This window comes from Mastigocoleus testarum BC008 (assembly GCF_001456025.1).
GTDB lineage: Bacteria > Cyanobacteriota > Cyanobacteriia > Cyanobacteriales > Nostocaceae > Mastigocoleus > Mastigocoleus testarum.
Genome location: NZ_LMTZ01000124.1, coordinates 1 through 17,869 on the forward strand (window position 1 = coordinate 1; position 17,869 = coordinate 17,869).

Sequence of the window (17,869 nt, forward strand, 5' to 3'; positions counted from 1 at the left end):
ATGGTTTCAACTTCAACCAGTCTGTAATCGACTCTAGCGGTCGTGTAATCAACACCTGGGCAGACATCATCAACCGTGCCAACTTAGGTATGGAAGTAATGCACGAGCGCAACGCTCACAACTTCCCCTTAGACTTGGCTGCAGGTGAAGTAGCTCCCGTTGCTGTAAGCGCTCCTGCTATCAACGGTTAATATTTTAGGTTTAACTGAAATAGGTTTAACTGAAACTGAATAGAAAAAGCCTCCCAATAATCGGGAGGCTTTTTTATTTGGTCTATAATAGAATACGTTGATTGTTTACTTTCTTGTAGGCGTTAAGATTTCATTTTTATTTCGCTTCACTTTTTAAATTTATGATTTGTGACTGCCAACTGTAAGCTCACAGCAAGCAAAATAGATTGATTTATATTTATTGATTTATTAACTGATTTAATAATTAATTTAATAATTGATTTGTGAAAACTATTTGATGATTACTACAGTAGAGTTGCAGCATACTTTTCCAAATCAAAAAATTTCATTAATTCTTCTAGCCTTGTAGCAACATCTGTGGGGGTAATAGATTCTATTTCTTCAATTGTTTGTTCATTAAGATATATAAATACATTACTTTTCAAAACTGATATTACTTCAGGGGGCAAACCTTGCAACTCTTTATCCAGTCTTGCCACGCGACCTTTGGCAAAATCGATTTGAAATTTTGCCCTCCTCAGCAAAATTTGTCTGAGATTTTCAGACGATTCTTTTAATAAGCTATGATAATTGTAATTATTCGCAGATAAATTTTGGATTAGTGGGATCGCATCTGGATTATCTTCTAAAAATAATAAAATTCCTTCTGCAAAATATTGTTTAATTCCTTCTATTCCTAATCCGCCTAAGTCAGATAAGGCAATAACTCTAGCAACAATATCTACTTCATTTCCTGGGTTATAAAGCTCGGGTTGGTAAGCGGAACTATCACTAACATCAAACATGCAAACAGTCGCATTTATTGCTTTACGAATAACCTGTAAATCTGAATTAGTAAATAAAGGAGTACGGTTGGGATACTTTCGAGAATATTTATTATTTATTTCTTGTATATAATTAATGAGTTTTATGATTGTGGCATTTTCACTGACACCAGTTTCCCTCTTTCTAGAAGCTTGAAAACTTGAAGCTGGAACAAAAATTTGCACCATGTCATGTGATATTGCACATATATCTATAATGTGCTTGGTTCGAATTGGATCGGGGGAAGAAGTATTTTGGAAAATTAGATCCCAAAAGGGTAAAATTTCTTGATAAATTTTTGTTGCTCTCTCCTGTACCGCACTTGCATGGGCATAGTTGTGATAGTAAAGCTTTTGTTTTTTTGTTTGTTTATGTATTTCTTTGACTGCTAAACTTTTGATTTCCAAAACAGCTTCAGCAAAAGAATTAGGTACTTGAATAGAGTTTTCAGTCCCTATTGTTTCTAGGGTTCTTGAAGATTGATTCACTTGAGTCATTTATAGAAATTCCTAATTTCGTATTTATTTATTATTTATTTTTGTTATTTTGAATTGAATACAGGCCGTCATCTATTCTTTTAATGGGTGCGATAAGCCGTTCACCTCCGGTGCCCCTCAGGCATGCGCGTGTTCGCGTAGCGCGTTCTTGGACGCATCCTGCGGATGAACGACGCGGCAAGCCGAACGCTGCTAAGCGCGTCTAAGCGATCGACCTCTACTCATGAATAAACAAATAACTAATTAATCTCCATTCTCATTTTCTGAAAATAAAGATTTTGTAGATATATTTTTTCGCTGTGATTTTCTTGAACTAGCAAGGAAGCGAATAAGAATTAATTTCGACAATAGGCAATTAGATCTGACTCGCAAGAGATATTTATTAATGATTATAAAATAATGGAATCACATATCGTATGCCATTTAGGCACTTAAATATATACATCTGCATTCTTAATGGCTGACAGATAGCAGGTAAGCGTCATTTCAAGTACCTGTTGCAGTCCACAATGCTAAACCACCGCCTTTACCTCTGGCGGCTATGTAATTCTTCTGTACCAAGAAATACGTAAAAAATGCTTGCTCTTTTAAGTTTTGTTGGTAAAACTTCGTTTCGCGTTCTTTTCCACCCCGAATATAGCCTTGATAGATCCTGAGCCCAGAGAAATATAGTTGCATTCGGGTAAAATCAAAAGCAAGAATATTTCTGTTCTCCCAAAATAGAACAGGACCTGTAAGAATAATCTTTAGGGGTCCTAATTCTACAGAATTTTCTACTCTTCCTTTTTCTTGCTCGGACTCTGCTTGAGAATAGGAAATTTGAATATTAACCCACTTTGGCAAAAACTTTCCTGCTCCTAGAATAACCCCACCTTGGCGCTTAATTTTCTTAGTTCCAGTGGTAAAACCTAAACGCCAATTTCCTAGTAATTGTGAATATTTATAACGTTCTTTTGCTTGTTTGGTTATTTTTTCTCGTTCAAGCAATGCTTCAACTACAGCCTCAGGTTTCGGGCTTGTTGAGGATGATGTACTTATAAATTCAAAAGCTTGCTCTAAAGTTAGGTACATTTGCTTGATTCGTAAAATTCCGAAGACTTAAATCGCGGGTAAAATTAGAAGCAGTTAGACTGCCGACAAATTGTTGCGATTTCCTGCAAAATTTCTATGACCCAGAAACGCGATCCTGAGGATTCATCAATCGATGCTCAGCAATCGAATAAATCTACTCACACTCAGACAGGTGATTCAGGAAAAGATTCCTGGAAAAATCGTATGTCAAGTATTTGGGACAAGACTACTGCAAGTTTAATGCAATTGTTGCCCCTCGAACAAGTTACACAAAGTGCTGTTGGTTGGTTTAGGGTAAATGAAGCTCAAGTGGCAGAAATTTTGGAGTCGGTTAGAACTAAATTACCAACAACAGAAGCAATTTTGATTGGTAAGCCCCAAGCAGGTAAAAGCTCCATAGTACGTGGAATTACAGGTGTTTCTGCTGAAATTATTGGTCAAGGATTTCGACCCTACACCCAGCACACAGGACGCTATTCCTACCCTTCAGATGATTTACCCTTGCTGATTTTTACTGATACAGTTGGGATTGGGGATGTCAAGCAAAATACTCAGTCAATTATTCAGGAACTTACTGAAGATTTACAGCAGCCAAGTCGCGGTGCCAGAATTTTAATTATTACTGTCAAAATTAATGATTTTGCAACAGATTCCCTCCAACAAATAGCTCAAGAATTACGCCAGAAGTACCCAGATATTCCTTGTCTATTAGCAGTTACTTGTTTGCATGAAGTTTACCCTCCCACAGTCGATAATCATCCCCAACATCCACCGGATTTTGAAGAAGTAAAACGGACATTTGCTGCACTTCAAGAAGCTTTTACAGGAATATGCGATCGCTCGGTAATGATTGACTTTACCTTGGAAGAAGATGGTTTCGATCCAGTGTTTTATGGCTTAGAAGACTTCAGAGATAACCTAGCAGAACTACTACCTGAAGCTGAAGCTGCTGCTATTTATCAGTTACTAGAACGAGAAGCAGGAGAAGAAATTGGCACTCTTTACCGCGATGTAGGGCGACGTTACATGTTAGCATTTGCCATCATCGCTGCGACCCTTGCGGCTGTTCCATTACCTTTTGCTACCATGCCAGTACTTACGGCTTTGCAAGTATCTATGGTAGGAATTTTAGGTAATTTGTACGGGCAAACCCTTAATCCATCTCAAGCTGGAGGTATTGTGAGTGCGATCGCAGGGGGTTTTATTGCACAAGCAGTGGGACGAGAGTTAATTAAATTTATCCCTGGTTTTGGCAGTGTAATCGCTGCATCTTGGGCAGCTGCTTATACTTGGGCTCTAGGGGAAGGTGTTTGCGTTTACTTTGGTGACTTAATGGGTGGGAAGAAACCCGATCCAAAAAAAATTCAATCCGTAATGGAACAAGCGTTTAAGGAAGCAAAAGAACGCTTTAAAGAAATTAGACGCTGAGATCGAATTTTACATCGATGCTTGGATTTACAGATTAATAGGTCGTCAAAAATTGTGATATCACCATTTTTATTAGCGATTTACTCTTTTTTCATCAATATGTTCCTTGTTTGTCACTATGTGAAACTAATATAAAAGCCATTTCATCTGTAGGGTTTAAAGCCGAGAGGGTGTATAAATGGCATCTTTAATTCAAAAAGGCTCAACTTGGAAGTACCTAGATGACGGTTCTAATCAAGGTACGACTTGGCGTAATCTAGACTTCAATGACAATAATTGGAAGACTGGCGAAGCTCAGCTTGGCTATGGAGATGGTGATGAAAAAACCACCCTGGGCTTTGGTTCTAATAGTAGAAACAAGAATATTACTAGCTATTTTCGGAAAAATTTTCAGGTTGAGGATCCTAAAAGTGTACAAGGATTAGATTTAAGCTTATTAAGAGATGATGGTGCTGTAGTCTATTTAAACGGCACTGAAGTATTCAGAAGCAACATGCCCAGTGGCGATATAAATTATTCTACCGCTGCCTCCTCTGCTATCAGTGGTGCTGATGAGGACACGTTTATCAAAAGCGTGATCGATTCAGGTCTTCTACGCCAGGGTGATAACGTCCTCGCTGTTGAAATTCATCAAAGTAAGGCTAGTAGTAGTGATATCAGTTTTGATTTGGGACTTACAACTAGTGGTGGTGGCGATCCTGGAAATCCTGGAAATCCCACCGGTGCGGTTCAATACGAGATTAACCATAACCCTTATTTACAACTTGGTGATGCTCCCCTCGATGGCTATGCTGGAAGTGAAACAGACCAAGTAGAAGTTCTCTGGCAAACTATTCCTAAAAACAGCAGTGTTAAAGATTCGTTTTTAGTTGAATATCGCCCTGATAATTCTTCAGCATCTTGGATTGCAGCCCCTCAAGTACAAAAAATTAATACCGGTACTGGTAACCGTGTTAACCATTTCACAGAGATTGATGGTCTGAAGTTCGATTCCGACTATGAATACCGCGTCAAACATCTCAATCAAAATGGAGAAGTAATCGAAACTTTCCAAAATAAGTTTCGTACTCGTTTACCGGTAGGCGATAAGAGTTCTTTTTCTTTCGCTGCTTATGGTGATTCTGCTTACACCAAAAATATAAATGGCTTCCGTGGGGTACAGGGTCGGATTAATCAGATGGACCCTGACTTTTCGATTCTTTTAGGCGATAACGTTTATAACGGTGGATCCCACTTAGAATCAGATGCTCGCCTCGATCCAGATCTTAATCCGGAAGCGGCAAAATGGATGGGTTCTCATATAGACTATTTGAGTTATGGTAACCACGATATTAGAACTGATGGTGGTGGTCCTTCAGAAGACAACTATTCCAATCCGATTCCCGTTGCTGGCGTTACCAGTACTGCTCAACTTCCTTCTAGCGAACGTCCAGAACACAATTATTCTTTCGACTATGGCGACGTACATTTTGCTACTTTCGATAGTAATAGTTTGAAGGATTCTTCTCGTCTTGATGGTCAGCTAGATTGGTTGGAGAAGGATTTAGCAGCCTCTGATGCCAAATGGAAGATCGTCTTTGCTCATCATCCTGTCGCTGGAGTGCCAGATAAACCAGAAAACCCTGGTGATAATTATTATCAGCAAGTCGTACCGAGGTTGAAAGCCGCAGGAGTAGATCTTTACTTGACAGGTCATTCCCATACTTACGCTTGGAGTTTACCGTTGACCGGTCAGAAAAATGGTAAAGCGACTTACGTCAACGACCGTGATAAAGATTATGCCAAAGGTGCAGGTCTAGTCCAAGTTGTTTCTGGGATGGGTGGTAAATCACTGCGTGGTGGTTCTTTTAGCAAGTTTCCCTTTATGGCTGCTGGATATACCCAAGATACTAACCCTGCATCGGAATTCGGTTTTTCCAACATTAAAGTTACTCCTGATAAGCTTACCATCGACTATATCGCTGCTGATGACGGCTCAATTATCGATAGCTTTTCCATTACAGATGACGAGACTTCTAACTCTGACACAACCGCTCCGACACTGGCGCTGACATCTCCCGTCGATAACGGTCCCAATGATTCTAATCCAGCCAACAATGCGCTCAAATTGGATCGAACTCCAGGAGAATTCCAATTCCAGCTTCAGGATACTGGTGATGGTGTTGATGACAAGAGTGTCACTAGCGAAGCATTTACTATTACTAAGGGAGGACAGTTAGTATCACCCCAAGACTATTCCTTCAGTTATGATGCGGTAAAAGATTTGGTCACCCTCAAATCTACTGGTAATGGATTCGCTGATGGTAATTACGAAATCGCAATTAATAACGGTACGACAAAAATTGCTGACCTCGCTGGAAATCAGCTCGCCTCGACTAAATTTACAGTTGATGTTGATACCGCAACCGATCCAGTTCCTCCCACAATTTCCAAGATAAGCTTCCAGCAGGGTCTAAATGGATACACTGGCACGCTAGATACATATATCCAGGAAAGCTCAGGCAATAGAAATCACTCCAGTGCTAGTTCCCTCAATGTTGACGGCAGAGATCGAGGCGGTTCTGTGCAGAGTTTGATGCGTTTCGAAGATATTTTTGGCGACCAAGCCGGACAAATCTCTTCTGGTGCTAAGATTAAATCTGCCAAGCTGGAATTGGAAGTGACAAATCGCGGCGATAGCATCGAATTTCACCGTATGCTCCAGGATTGGTCTGATAAGGATACCTGGGGAAGCTTAAATAACGGTATTCAAGCTAATGATGTAGAAGCAGCTAGCAAAGCTGATGCTATCACCGGTAATATTGATAAAGGCTTGCTGTCAGTTGATGTTACTGATAGTCTCAAAGCATGGCAGAGTAATCCACAAAGTAATTTTGGTTGGGCAATCTTGCCAACTGATAGTAATGGCGTTGACTTTAACTCTGCTGAAGGAAAAACAGCACCACGCTTGCAGATCGAGTTTGAAGCTAAGGGCGATCCAACCACTCCAACCACTCCAACCACTCCAACCAACCCGCAAATTTCTGGTAAAATAATTGTTGGTACAAATGCTGCAGATAGACTTATTGGAACACCTCAAGACGATCTGATTCAAGGTGGTGATGGCAAAGACATTATAGACAGCGGTAATGGAAATGACGTCCTCACTGGTGGTAGTGAGGCTGATACCTTTGTTTATAACAACCTCAATGGAGGGGTTGACACAATTAAAGACTTTGAAATTGGTAGCGATCGCATCGACTTAAGCAACATTTTCAAAGGTTCTATTGGTGACGACGATGGGGATGATTTTGATTTCGACGATTCTGTCAAATTTGTTCGCAGTGGTTCGGGTACAAAAGTACAAGTAAACCCATTTGGTGACGACGACGATTCTGGACAGTTTAAAACTCTTGCAGTCCTAGATAACATTAATCCCGGGCAATTGGGTCAGAAGCAGTTTATTATTTAAGCTTTCGCCTTTCTAAAACTTCAGATGACTTGGGGACTTTCTATCATTTGATATAAAGTCCCTTCAAAGAGTGCATAAGACCCGAACTCACTTTATCAAGTATCGCAACAATCAAACAGGTGCAAACCTAATATACGAGATAGTTCTTCACAAACCTTTACTCCTCGAACGCTATTACCTCTTTGATCAAGTGATGGTGAAAATACTCCAATACCCATCTTGTTTGGTACCACAGCAATAATACCCCCACAAACACCACTTTTTGCTGGCAAACCAACCTTATAAGCCCATTCACCCGCAAAGTTATACATCCCACAGGTGTACATCACCGATAGAATATCTTTGACATAGGTACTTTGAAGAGCCCGCTTACCGGTAATAGGATTAACACCTTTATTTGCAAGGGTCGCTGCCATTACTGCTAAATCTTGGCAATTAACCATGACTGCGCACTGCTGAAAATAAAGATCTAAAGACTCTTCTATATTGGGCTGAATCATACCAAAATTGAGCATCAAGTGAGCCATCGCCCGATTGCGATGTCCCGTAGCTCGTTCGGAAGTAAAAACAGAAATGTCAACAAACACATCGTGACCAACATATCGCCGAAACATTTCTAGCAATCTGTTTAAACGTTCTGTTGCATCTGCACCTTTAATCAGACTGGTGGTGGCGATCGCACCAGCATTCACCATTGGGTTATAAGGTCGTTTCGATTGTTCGTCTAAAATAATCGCGTTGAATGCATCACCTGTCGGTTCTACACCCACCCTGGTCAAAACATCGTCTCTACCACGATCTTCTAAAGCAAGACCATAGGTAAAAACTTTGGAAATCGATTGTATTGTGAATAATCGATCGCGATCGCCTATCTGATAAACTTCACCGTCTACAGTCACCAAGCAAACAGCAAATAAATCAGGACTTACTTTTGCCAGTTCCGGTATATAATTTGCAACTACACCTTTTTGCAGAGACTTATATTGGCAATGTAAATCTTCTACGATAGATTGCAATGATGATAGTACTTGTAAATCTTCTCTCACAACCATCCAACTAACAAATAAATTGTATTAATCGCGAACATCAAAATATTATTTTTGTAGAGTTTTCTCTGAGTATTCCCCTCGGAACCAAAAATCAACAAATATCATTTGTAGACACAGTTTTTCTTTCATAAAAACTTTATCTAAGCTTTAATTAAAATTTAATTTTCCGATCTTGCTACGCTTAATTTTATAACTCTATATTTCTATAGTGTTGAATTGATACTTAAGTACATTTTAATTATCACACATATAATTTTGTACTCAAATCGCATCAAAATGCAAACCTAATTCACACATCATTTTTCGTTGCCATGGTCATTTTGAAGATAGCCCCGAAGAAAGTGCTTTCAAGCATGATTCTATTGATGTCAAAGGATTATGAACTCATTTATGAGAACTATATACGTTCGATAACTATATGTTAATTTCAGTATTTTTCCAGCTTTTCAAACAGCGAATAACCACTTTTTAATAACTTATTTATATTTTTTATGAATTGTGTTTACAGGTTTACATATGACACCAATTATGACAGCCTAAAAGCCTAATACTTAACTGGCAAGTTAAATGTCAAAGTTTGTTAATAATCAATTAACATTGTTTTTTTTTATCATCAAAATAGTCAAAACCTAAAACCCCTATGGAAGAAGGATTTATTCTTGAAAATTAAATTTGAAATTGATAAATTAACCCTAGTTTACGCTAAATTGCCGATCCCCAAATTTAACAATTCGTGTTAGTCTGTTGCAGTTAATAACGGAAAGTAAAAACAGAACGAGTTCGAGACAAGGGGAATTTAGTTACGTCTGTCTTGTAACGTCCCGGAAAAATCAAACTTCAGTTCTTTGAGTGGATTAACATTCGGACGCATGAATCAAAAACATTTTTATTTTTGGATTTTAGTGGCTATGTTCGCGACTATATTGGGAACGCCAAGACTTGGTCGCGCTCAAACAACTAAAGGAAATGTTATTAATAATCGGTCAGCATCACCAATTGAGGCGAAATTGGTTGGGAATGAATCTCAAATTGAACCAAGTGCAGCAAAAAAATTAGTCACACAAGTGGTATCTCATAAGTTGGAAGGACGACATGCTGCAACAATTTACATTCGCCAAATTCCTGTTCTTACTTTCTTAGGTCAATCATCAGCAGTACCCAGTAATATTTCAGATACTTCTGTAAAAACAATAGCCAGTCTCTCTCAGACACAAACTAACGATCCAATTCATAAAGCTAATTTATTAGCAGAACGAATTAATCAGTTAGTTCATACAAATACAGATGCCAGTAAAATTACAGTTAATTGGAAAGGTGAGAAAAAGCTAGCATCTGCTGAATTAGGACAAAATAAAAGTTCATTTGTCAAACACTATAAAAACGATATCTTTGCCATCAAAACTAGCGATTCCAAGCTAGTAGAAATTGATCAATATACTGTTTTAGCAGGCAGTACAAAAAATTTAGCAGAAGATGCACTACAAATAACCAATCGCTTACGGAGATTAATTGGTTATGCTCCACCAGTAAACAAAGTTGAAAATTTACCTGTAAGGGAACCAGTTAAGGTTGTCGGAGAAGAAAATAAATCTAAGATTGTCGGTCATCATATTCGTAAAAGAAGGAATCGACGGAACCGAGCAAGAAGGGGAAGAATTCTAAGAGGTTGGGCTTCTTGGTATGGTTACGATGGTTCCGGTAATCGCACCGCTACCGGTGAAAGGTATAATCCTGAAGGTTTAACAGCCGCTCACCGTTCTCTCCCATTTGGAACGCGAGTTCGAGTTACTAATACCCGTAATGGGCGCTCTGTTGTAGTAAGAATCAATGACAGAGGTCCCTTCATTCGGGGTCGAATCATTGATGTTTCTGCTGGAGCAGCAAGAAGATTGCGAATGATTAGTAGTGGCGTTGCACCGGTAAGAGTTGAAGTAATCAATAGGTAGAATTACTTATAGTCGTTTGCTGCTTTTTAACTGCATCTATATATTTCTTAAACAGGGGTTTTTTAATTTAAGATCCCTGTTTTTGCTATTTTAATTATTCTTTTATTTTTATTTCTGTGGCTTAAATCCCAAGCCAAGCAAGGGTTTTAGGAAATTTTATTTTGTAAATACATGAAAATAACATTCTTTACGATTGTTCCTTTGGCGTTCAGTAAGTAAGGGTCACGCAAAAAAAAATTCATTAAACCTTAAAATTATATAAAATTAGCAATAAATCTTAGTTTTTCGAAATTATTTGGTATGAACTAGAGCTTATTTGGCTAAGTATCCAGATCCAGTTCGAAGACCTAAGAACAAATCTATAAAGTAAGTTAATTCAGCCTGAAATGAACACCCCCAGGGAAAAACCAACCACTACTGATAACTGCTTATGGAGCAATTCATAAATAAATCTATACCTAATTTTAAGGTAACCAATTAGCCAATGAACCACTTATAAACTACACAAACTCAACTGTTTGTAAATTTTATATTGATGGCATTCTCGCTCAAATTTTATAAACTAACGGGGAATAGATAGATTATAACTAGGGGTTATTTGTGCGCTTGCTGACGAGTGTTACAGCTTTACGCTGTTATGTAGCTCAACAAAAACGTTTGGCAACAAACTTTTTGCATTCAGAGGAAGGACAACTTGCAGAAGTTAGTACCTGGTTCCAAACTGCGATCGGTTTAGTCCCAACCATGGGAGCATTACATGAGGGTCATGTGAGTTTGATAAGGAAGGCACGACAAGAAAACAGGACTGTAATTGTCAGTATTTTTGTCAATCCTTTGCAATTCGGACCGAATGAGGATTATCAACGCTATCCTCGTACATTAGAGCAGGATGCACAAATTTGCGAAGAACTCGGAGTTAATGCCATTTTTGCACCAACTCCGGAAGAAATGGGAGTACCTTTGAAGAATATAAAAGGGTCTAAAGTTACACAAGTTACTCCGCCATCTGCTATGATATCTGGCTTGTGTGGTCGTTCTCGGCTAGGACATTTTCACGGCGTAGCGACGATCGTGACCAAGCTTTTTAACTTGGTTTCGCCTGACCGTGCTTACTTCGGTGAAAAAGACTTTCAGCAACTGGCTACAATCCAAAAAGTAGTGGCTGATTTACATTTGCCTGTGGAAATTGTTCCCTGTCCCACAGTACGCTTAGCTAATGGTCTGGCTTTAAGTTCCCGTAATCAATATTTGAATGCGTCCGAGAAAGAGCAAGCAACGGTTATATATCGCAGTTTGCAAAAAGCTAAGAATGCATTTTGTGCCGGGGAAAAAAATAGTAGCAGACTTATCGCTTTAGTGCAACAAGAGTTGGCAAAGGTCAGCATTTTATCTGTTGAATATATCGAATTGGTTGAACCGACTACTTTAATGCCAATAGAAAAAGTTAAGGAGAAAGGAATGCTCGCGATCGCAACTAGAATTGGTTCTACTCGTCTAATTGATAACGTTATCTTGCGCGATCGTCAGCCGATAGTCGCCATTGATGGACCTGCTGGAGCAGGTAAATCTACCGTTGCTCGTCAAGTTGCTGCTCAGCTAGAATTAGTGTATTTAGATACAGGAGCAATGTATCGGGCAATGACTTGGTTAGTGCTACAAAGAGGGATTACTCTCGATGATGAATGCGCAATTGCTGAATTAGCCGATAAGTATGAGATTGAACTTACCCCGACTTCCAATTTACAATCACCAGTCAAAGTTTGGATTGACGGAAATGATGTGACTCAAGTGATTCGTACTCCTGAAGTAACAGCAAATGTTTCGGCGATCGCGGCTCAAACATCTGTACGGAAATCATTAGTCAGACAACAAAAAAATTGGGGAAAGAAAGGTGGCTTAGTTGCTGAAGGTAGAGATATTGGAACTCATGTTTTCCCCGATGCAGAAATAAAAATATTTCTCACAGCTTCTGTTAAGGAGCGCGCTCGTCGTCGTCAACTTGACTACGAGACACAAGGTCTGTCTTCAATTAATTTAAAACAATTAGAAAAAGACATTGCAGAACGTGACTGGAAGGATAGTACTCGTACAGTTTCTCCTTTACGAAAAGCAGAAGATGCTGTGGAATTACAAACAGATGGTCTAAGTATTTCGGAAGTGACAGGAAAAATTGTGTATCAATATCAAAAACATCTATCTAATTTGTAGAATAAGAATAATAACGTTCTTTATCGATTCTTGTTGCTCCCTTTATGGTAACACTTTGATTAGTTTCACTTTTATGAACTAAAATTGGTCATAATTGGCACGCAAGTGTTTACTTCAAGACTTCATGATTAGGAGTAAGAGATAGATCGTAATTCGACTGACTTACACTTCAATTACAAATACACTACTGATTTCCTAAAGAGACCTAATTAGATCATCAGGGTTTACTTAAAGTCAGTAATAATACACATCACCACCATTCTATTAACATATCTATGAAAAAATTGGTATTAGACTAGTTTCGCTTTACTTTGTTTTGATTTAACTCTTTTGATTCAACAGGGAACTATCTGCAACCTTATTTGCCTGATAGAATTAATTTATTTTCTTGTTTGGACTAAATTCTTCAAAGCAAGATTGTCAATATATCAGTCACAGAAATTAGACAAAAAATGATAGAGCAGCTGGGTTGCTGACTATGAAATATTTTTGTCAAATATTCTGTTAAGCTATCTTGTTTAGCTGTTTGCCTAGCCATTTTGTACAAGGTTAGTCACAATACTTTTTGTCGAACATTGTGTTTTCTAGTGTACTCACTCTGGGTGATTTGAGTGTTGGAAGCAGGCATTGACCAATAAAGCAAAAGTCTTTGATAAAGATTTACCGGTGCCCCAAAGTTATTGACGGGGCACTAAATATTTAGAGTTATAAACCGCACAGACGAAAAATTTTCTTCCTCAGGCATATGGGAAGAACTTTACGGTTTAGTTGAACTGTTTTTGCAGTTTACGCTTAGTTTGCTATTAGTGTAAACTTTCCTTTTTAACAAGATTAAAGTGTAACGAAACGCTTTAAGTTGTTGTGAAAAAGAGTTAGCGTTTACTATTTGTATCACTCTTGGCTTGAAAGGGTATCAGTCTTTGGAGGGATGATTGGGGATAAAAAAATATAAAAAAATATAAATCAAGGGGCAAATGTAACATAAAAAAATATTGATTTGTATCCCCAGAACCTTGCCAATACTATATTTGAGGTATTTAAGGACCGAAAACAGTGGATTTGTAAAAGTCAATGAATCTAGAGTACTAATTAAAAACTATTGCACTATCGATCGCTTCACGGAAGAATAGAGTTTAATTAAAAAGTTATATGTCCCCAATCGTGGAATTAAGGTGATTCTTGAAATGTAACTGTTGTTTGATACGTACAGTTTTTACAAGACTTTAGGCCTTGACGTCACCTTTGGCTAATATCACTGTAAATGAACAGTAACAATTGCAAGCAAAAAAACAAGATTATATTCTTGTTCGCCACTTCAATAGCGGCTTCTGTTCGAATACAACAAGGTTTAAGCCTTGTCAACTTTTCACTGCGCTGCACACAGGCGCGGTTCTCAAACTACCGGAGGATTTTAGATGAAAGCATCTGCAAAATTCGATTTTGACGATGAGAAATATAATGCACTGCCTTCTCGAGTAATTCCCTGGTGTCAGATGATAAATCCTCGATACGGCAAAGATGGCATACAACATCATGGTTTGGCAATTAAGCTTGATAATGCCCATTCCGTAGACTTTCAACCAGACGATAACTGGCAAGAGGTGGAGCATGAATTCAGTTCTGGGGTTGAAAATGTACTTATTACAGCAACTCCAAAATTAGTACTAGTGCGTCGAGGACCATTATCTGTTAAAGATAGGGAAACAGGAGTCAAACTTGGTACCCTCAAGGAAAATTACGATGCTTTTCTAGCAGATAAGCTCAGGTTTAAAACTTTCACGCGTTATTTAGTCTTCCTTGTGGGAGAAAATAAAAAATTTCTACATAAAACTCCATTACAACTTACTCTTAGTGGTGCCGCAGGAGCTAGCTTCAGTAAAGCTTATTGTGAATATCAACAAGGTAAACCCAGTACTGGTTTTATTGCCGAATTAGAAAAAGCTTATGCTGGATATCGTCAACAGCCCTGGATACCTAAAGGTCCATTGTTCCATGCCCATGGAATTTTTTCTCCGATTATCGAATGTGAAGAAAGGGGAATCGCCACTAATACGGTCTTAGTTGCTTCAACGGTAGATTACAAACATCCAACAATTGCGACTCTCACCCAATATTTAATTGCTTCTGATTCAGAAGAATCAGCGATGATTTCTCAAGCTTTTGAGGAATACAAAGATTTTGCTAAAACTCCACCGAAAGCAGAAACTCAGAAAGTAGCGATGGCAAGTGTTTCTAGCTCATATATTTATCCAGATGAAGATGATTTTGGTTATCCGCCGTATTAAATAAAATTTAAATTATTATCAATTGACGGTTGATGCTTGGAAGTGAAAAAATATTCCATGTGGTTGGTCGTGCGTAAAACATAAATGTGAGATATCGTCTTTGTGCTTACGCTCTGCCCACAGTAATACTTTTATTAACAAAAATTAATTTCAATGGGTTGCGCACCCCTTCAGAAGATTTGCTGATAAGTGCGGGCAAAAACGCTTAGGCTAATAGGGCTCAAAATGGATTATCGGGATGCTGGGGTTGATGTTGAAGCAGGTAGAGAGTTTGTTGGACAAATTAGTAGCTTAGTTCGTAGTACAAACCGTCCTGGAGTTATTGGCGGTTTAGGTGGTTTTAGTGGTTGTTTTCAATTACCGACTGGTTTTCAAGAGCCAGTGTTGGTTTCTGGAACTGATGGTGTAGGTACAAAACTGAAAATAGCTCAGGCTGTCGCTCGACATGACACCGTGGGTATAGATCTGGTAGCAATGTGTGTCAATGATGTATTGACTTCTGGAGCTGAACCATTATTCTTCTTAGATTACCTGGCAACAGGAAAATTAGATAAATTACAGTTACAGCAGGTAGTTTCTGGAATTGCTGCAGGTTGCAAACAAGCAAATTGTGCCTTGTTGGGAGGTGAAACGGCAGAAATGCCAGGTTTTTACCCTGGAGGTGAATATGATGTTGCTGGGTTTTGTGTGGGAATTGTTGAAAAGAGCGAGATGCTTGACGGTTCTCAAGTGAAGCTTGGAGATGTTGCTGTTGCTCTTCAAAGCAGTGGTATACACAGTAATGGTTTGAGTTTGGTCAGAAAAATTATTGACGAACAGGGATTTTCTTGGAGCAATCGTCCAGAATCATTAGGAAATAAAAGTTTAGGAGAAGTTTTTTTAACCCCCACAAAGATATACGTTGACGCTGTTTTGGGAGCAAGGAAATCTGGTTTGAAGATTAATGGGATGGCTCATATTACAGGTGGTGGGCTTCCAGAAAATTTACCGCGTTGTTTGGATCGAAACCAAGGAATTAAGATCGATCCCAATAGTTGGTCTGTACCTTCTGTATTTCAATGGCTAGCAGATGTAGGGTCCGTAAGTTCCCAGGCCATGTATAATACTTTCAACATGGGTATTGGTTTCGTATTAATAGTTCCTGCGGAGAGTGCAGAACGAGCGATTAGTTATTTTCAGTCAAAAGAAATTTCTGCTTTTGCTATAGGCGAAGTAATTTCTGGTTCTGGGGAACTGGTGGGATTAGATTGTTGACACTCCCCAATGACCAAAACCTGGGTATTTTAGTGGATATATATCTGACAGCTTTGTAATTACCTATTACCCCTTTGGCGATGAATTTCTTCCCAAATTACTAAGTCTTCGGGGCGATCTATATCAGCTAAGGTTGGTAAATGACCTACAGCTAAATCGAGTTTTTTTGTAATATCCATAGTTTGTTGGAATACTTTTTCGGTTCCCCAATCAATATCTACGAACAATTCTGGAATTGATCGACACAAAGCAATTAAATAATAACCACCATCGATCGCTGGACCTAAAACCAAATCCTTGTCTGTTAGATGCTCAAAAGCCTGCTTCAAAATTCCCAGTTCGATACTAGGGCAGTCGGTACCAATAATAATTGATTTTTCTGCTCCATTTTGAAAAGCTTCCGATAGTGATCGCGCCATCCGCATTCCTAGATCGCCTTCTCCTTGTGGTTGGTAAACAATATCGGAACCTAACCAATCTTTCATTAATTGCGCATTACCACCAGCGAAACGTAACTCTAGTGATAAAGGTATTTGTTTTTGTAGCTGTTTTACCTTTGAGAGAATATACTCTGTCATTTCACGCTGAAGATTTGCAGCACCTTGAGGACCCAAAGCTGGTATTAATCGAGTTTTTGTTTTCCCTGCTTCTGGGTAGCGACTAAAAATAATCAAGTGCTGCTGTATTATTTCTGGTGGTTTTTGCACGCAATAACCTAATATATAAATTTCAAAATTATTTGAGATGAGATATGAGAGACGTACCACAATACGTCTCAAAAAAATAATAACAACATCGCGTAAAACCGTTTTATGTTCTCTGTTTCCTGTTCCCTTCTAATAACAAAAATCACCTTTACGATTGGGTTTATCCCGTTCTTTTGCTCTACGCATTGCGCCTAATATTGTTGAGACAAAGACACAACGTTTAGTTGTTCCACCATATTTTCCAGATAAAGTAATTCTTCCCAAGGGTGGTTTTCTCACGCTACCTCGATAATCAAATTGAATTTGTCTAAGACCTTGACCCTTAAGTAGTTGTAGAGTTGTTTCTTTATCCAAGCGGATATTAGGATCTAAACTATTCCAATTTATTCCAGAGGGGTTCGCAGAAACATGATGTACAGCCCATTGAACAATACCATTTTGTTCGCGAAAACTGGCTTGCCAAGTTTCTTTATTTTTTTGGGCTTGACTTTGGGCTTTTCGTAAAGCAAAGTAAACTCGATCTTGAGCAACGTCAAGATGGCGATTATTTAGGAAAGATAACCAACTTGGTACTGCGATCGCGCTTAAAATTCCAATTATTACAACTACAATTAATACCTCTAGCACTGTAAAACCGCTGCTAGAAGAAACTTTGTGTAGACATTTCCCCATTTCAGATATTCCACCGTGATAAATGCACCAATTTGGTAGATACAGTGCTGGTGAATATCCCTGATAATTTTATTGATAGTTAACTATTGAAGGTTTAGGTTAACTACAATTAGCGTCTAATATACTTTATTTTTTTACACACTTTCAAACCATGACATAGCAAAAGTTTTAGCCATAGCTAAAAAACATATTATTTTTATTCCTTGGGAGAGAGTTTAATACTTTTGACTTTTGATATCAAATCCTATTTTTAAAACCTCTTTATATTTTTTGGCATTTCCCCCCACATCCCCTACACTTCCCCTG

11 protein-coding genes and 1 pseudogene are annotated in these 17,869 nt (G+C 38.5%); 7 read left to right on the forward strand and 5 right to left on the reverse strand.

The window, feature by feature from the left end; genetic code table 11:
- Positions 1 to 191, forward strand: a pseudogene (locus tag BC008_RS32055) (photosystem II q(b) protein); the annotation flags it as partial.
- A 284-nt stretch (positions 192 to 475) separates the two neighbouring features.
- Here the strand turns inward: BC008_RS32055 and BC008_RS32060 are convergent.
- Both BC008_RS32060 and BC008_RS32065 read right to left on the reverse strand, forming a co-directional pair.
- Positions 476 to 1,492 (reverse strand): hypothetical protein, encoded by a 1,017-nt coding sequence (locus tag BC008_RS32060; protein WP_027842225.1) that lies wholly within the window; start codon positions 1,490 to 1,492, stop codon positions 476 to 478.
- A 486-nt stretch (positions 1,493 to 1,978) separates the two neighbouring features.
- Positions 1,979 to 2,563 carry a hypothetical protein gene (locus BC008_RS32065; RefSeq protein ID WP_036264995.1) on the reverse strand — a complete coding sequence of 195 codons (585 nt, stop codon included), beginning with the start codon at positions 2,561 to 2,563 and terminating at the stop codon, positions 1,979 to 1,981.
- Between the two features lie 96 nt (positions 2,564 to 2,659).
- Between BC008_RS32065 and BC008_RS32070 the strand changes: the two genes are divergently transcribed.
- Both BC008_RS32070 and BC008_RS32075 read left to right on the forward strand, forming a co-directional pair.
- The gene (locus BC008_RS32070; protein ID WP_027842223.1) at positions 2,660 to 3,991 is read left to right on the forward strand and encodes a YcjF family protein; all 1,332 of its coding nucleotides are present in this window, start codon (positions 2,660 to 2,662) and stop codon (positions 3,989 to 3,991) included.
- A 178-nt stretch (positions 3,992 to 4,169) separates the two neighbouring features.
- A complete protein-coding gene (locus tag BC008_RS32075; protein ID WP_027842222.1) occupies positions 4,170 to 7,442 on the forward strand; it encodes a DNRLRE domain-containing protein in 3,273 nt (1,090 codons plus the stop codon).
- Between the two features lie 95 nt (positions 7,443 to 7,537).
- On the opposite strand, the gene glsA is transcribed toward BC008_RS32075, so the two are convergent.
- The gene (gene glsA / locus BC008_RS32080; RefSeq protein WP_027842221.1) at positions 7,538 to 8,494 is read right to left on the reverse strand and encodes a glutaminase A; all 957 of its coding nucleotides are present in this window, start codon (positions 8,492 to 8,494) and stop codon (positions 7,538 to 7,540) included.
- Between the two features lie 905 nt (positions 8,495 to 9,399).
- Here glsA and BC008_RS32085 point away from each other — a divergent pair.
- From BC008_RS32085 to purM, 4 genes are all read left to right on the forward strand, one after another.
- On the forward strand, positions 9,400 to 10,437 hold the full coding sequence (locus BC008_RS32085) for a septal ring lytic transglycosylase RlpA family protein (RefSeq protein ID WP_235595966.1): 1,038 nt from the start codon (positions 9,400 to 9,402) through the stop codon (positions 10,435 to 10,437).
- A 600-nt stretch (positions 10,438 to 11,037) separates the two neighbouring features.
- Positions 11,038 to 12,645 (forward strand): bifunctional pantoate--beta-alanine ligase/(d)CMP kinase, encoded by a 1,608-nt coding sequence (locus BC008_RS32090; RefSeq protein ID WP_027842219.1) that lies wholly within the window; start codon positions 11,038 to 11,040, stop codon positions 12,643 to 12,645.
- Between the two features lie 1,415 nt (positions 12,646 to 14,060).
- Positions 14,061 to 14,930, forward strand: coding sequence for a DUF5895 domain-containing protein (locus BC008_RS32095; protein WP_027842218.1), 870 nt, complete (start codon positions 14,061 to 14,063; stop codon positions 14,928 to 14,930).
- 225 nt (positions 14,931 to 15,155) lie between these two features.
- The gene (purM, locus tag BC008_RS32100) at positions 15,156 to 16,184 is read left to right on the forward strand and encodes a phosphoribosylformylglycinamidine cyclo-ligase (protein ID WP_027842217.1); all 1,029 of its coding nucleotides are present in this window, start codon (positions 15,156 to 15,158) and stop codon (positions 16,182 to 16,184) included.
- 59 nt (positions 16,185 to 16,243) lie between these two features.
- On the opposite strand, the gene BC008_RS32105 is transcribed toward purM, so the two are convergent.
- A complete protein-coding gene (locus BC008_RS32105) occupies positions 16,244 to 16,891 on the reverse strand; it encodes a TIGR04282 family arsenosugar biosynthesis glycosyltransferase (protein ID WP_027842216.1) in 648 nt (215 codons plus the stop codon).
- 129 nt (positions 16,892 to 17,020) lie between these two features.
- On the reverse strand, positions 17,021 to 17,563 hold the full coding sequence (locus BC008_RS32110; RefSeq protein ID WP_027842215.1) for a pilus assembly FimT family protein: 543 nt from the start codon (positions 17,561 to 17,563) through the stop codon (positions 17,021 to 17,023).
- Between the last annotated feature and the right edge of the window lie 306 nt (positions 17,564 to 17,869).

What these genes read in the sequence shown, in the direction of transcription:
- BC008_RS32060 (WP_027842225.1), bottom strand. Translation starts at nt 1,492, where the DNA reads ATGACTCAAGTGAATCAATCTTCAAGAACCCTAGAAACAATAGGGACT.
- BC008_RS32085 (WP_235595966.1), top strand. Translation starts at nt 9,400, where the DNA reads ATGTTCGCGACTATATTGGGAACGCCAAGACTTGGTCGCGCTCAAACA.
- BC008_RS32075 (WP_027842222.1), top strand. Translation starts at nt 4,170, where the DNA reads ATGGCATCTTTAATTCAAAAAGGCTCAACTTGGAAGTACCTAGATGAC.
- BC008_RS32065 (WP_036264995.1), bottom strand. Translation starts at nt 2,563, where the DNA reads ATGTACCTAACTTTAGAGCAAGCTTTTGAATTTATAAGTACATCATCC.
- glsA (WP_027842221.1), bottom strand. Translation starts at nt 8,494, where the DNA reads ATGGTTGTGAGAGAAGATTTACAAGTACTATCATCATTGCAATCTATC.
- purM (WP_027842217.1), top strand. Translation starts at nt 15,156, where the DNA reads ATGGATTATCGGGATGCTGGGGTTGATGTTGAAGCAGGTAGAGAGTTT.
- BC008_RS32095 (WP_027842218.1), top strand. Translation starts at nt 14,061, where the DNA reads ATGAAAGCATCTGCAAAATTCGATTTTGACGATGAGAAATATAATGCA.
- BC008_RS32070 (WP_027842223.1), top strand. Translation starts at nt 2,660, where the DNA reads ATGACCCAGAAACGCGATCCTGAGGATTCATCAATCGATGCTCAGCAA.
- BC008_RS32110 (WP_027842215.1), bottom strand. Translation starts at nt 17,563, where the DNA reads ATGGGGAAATGTCTACACAAAGTTTCTTCTAGCAGCGGTTTTACAGTG.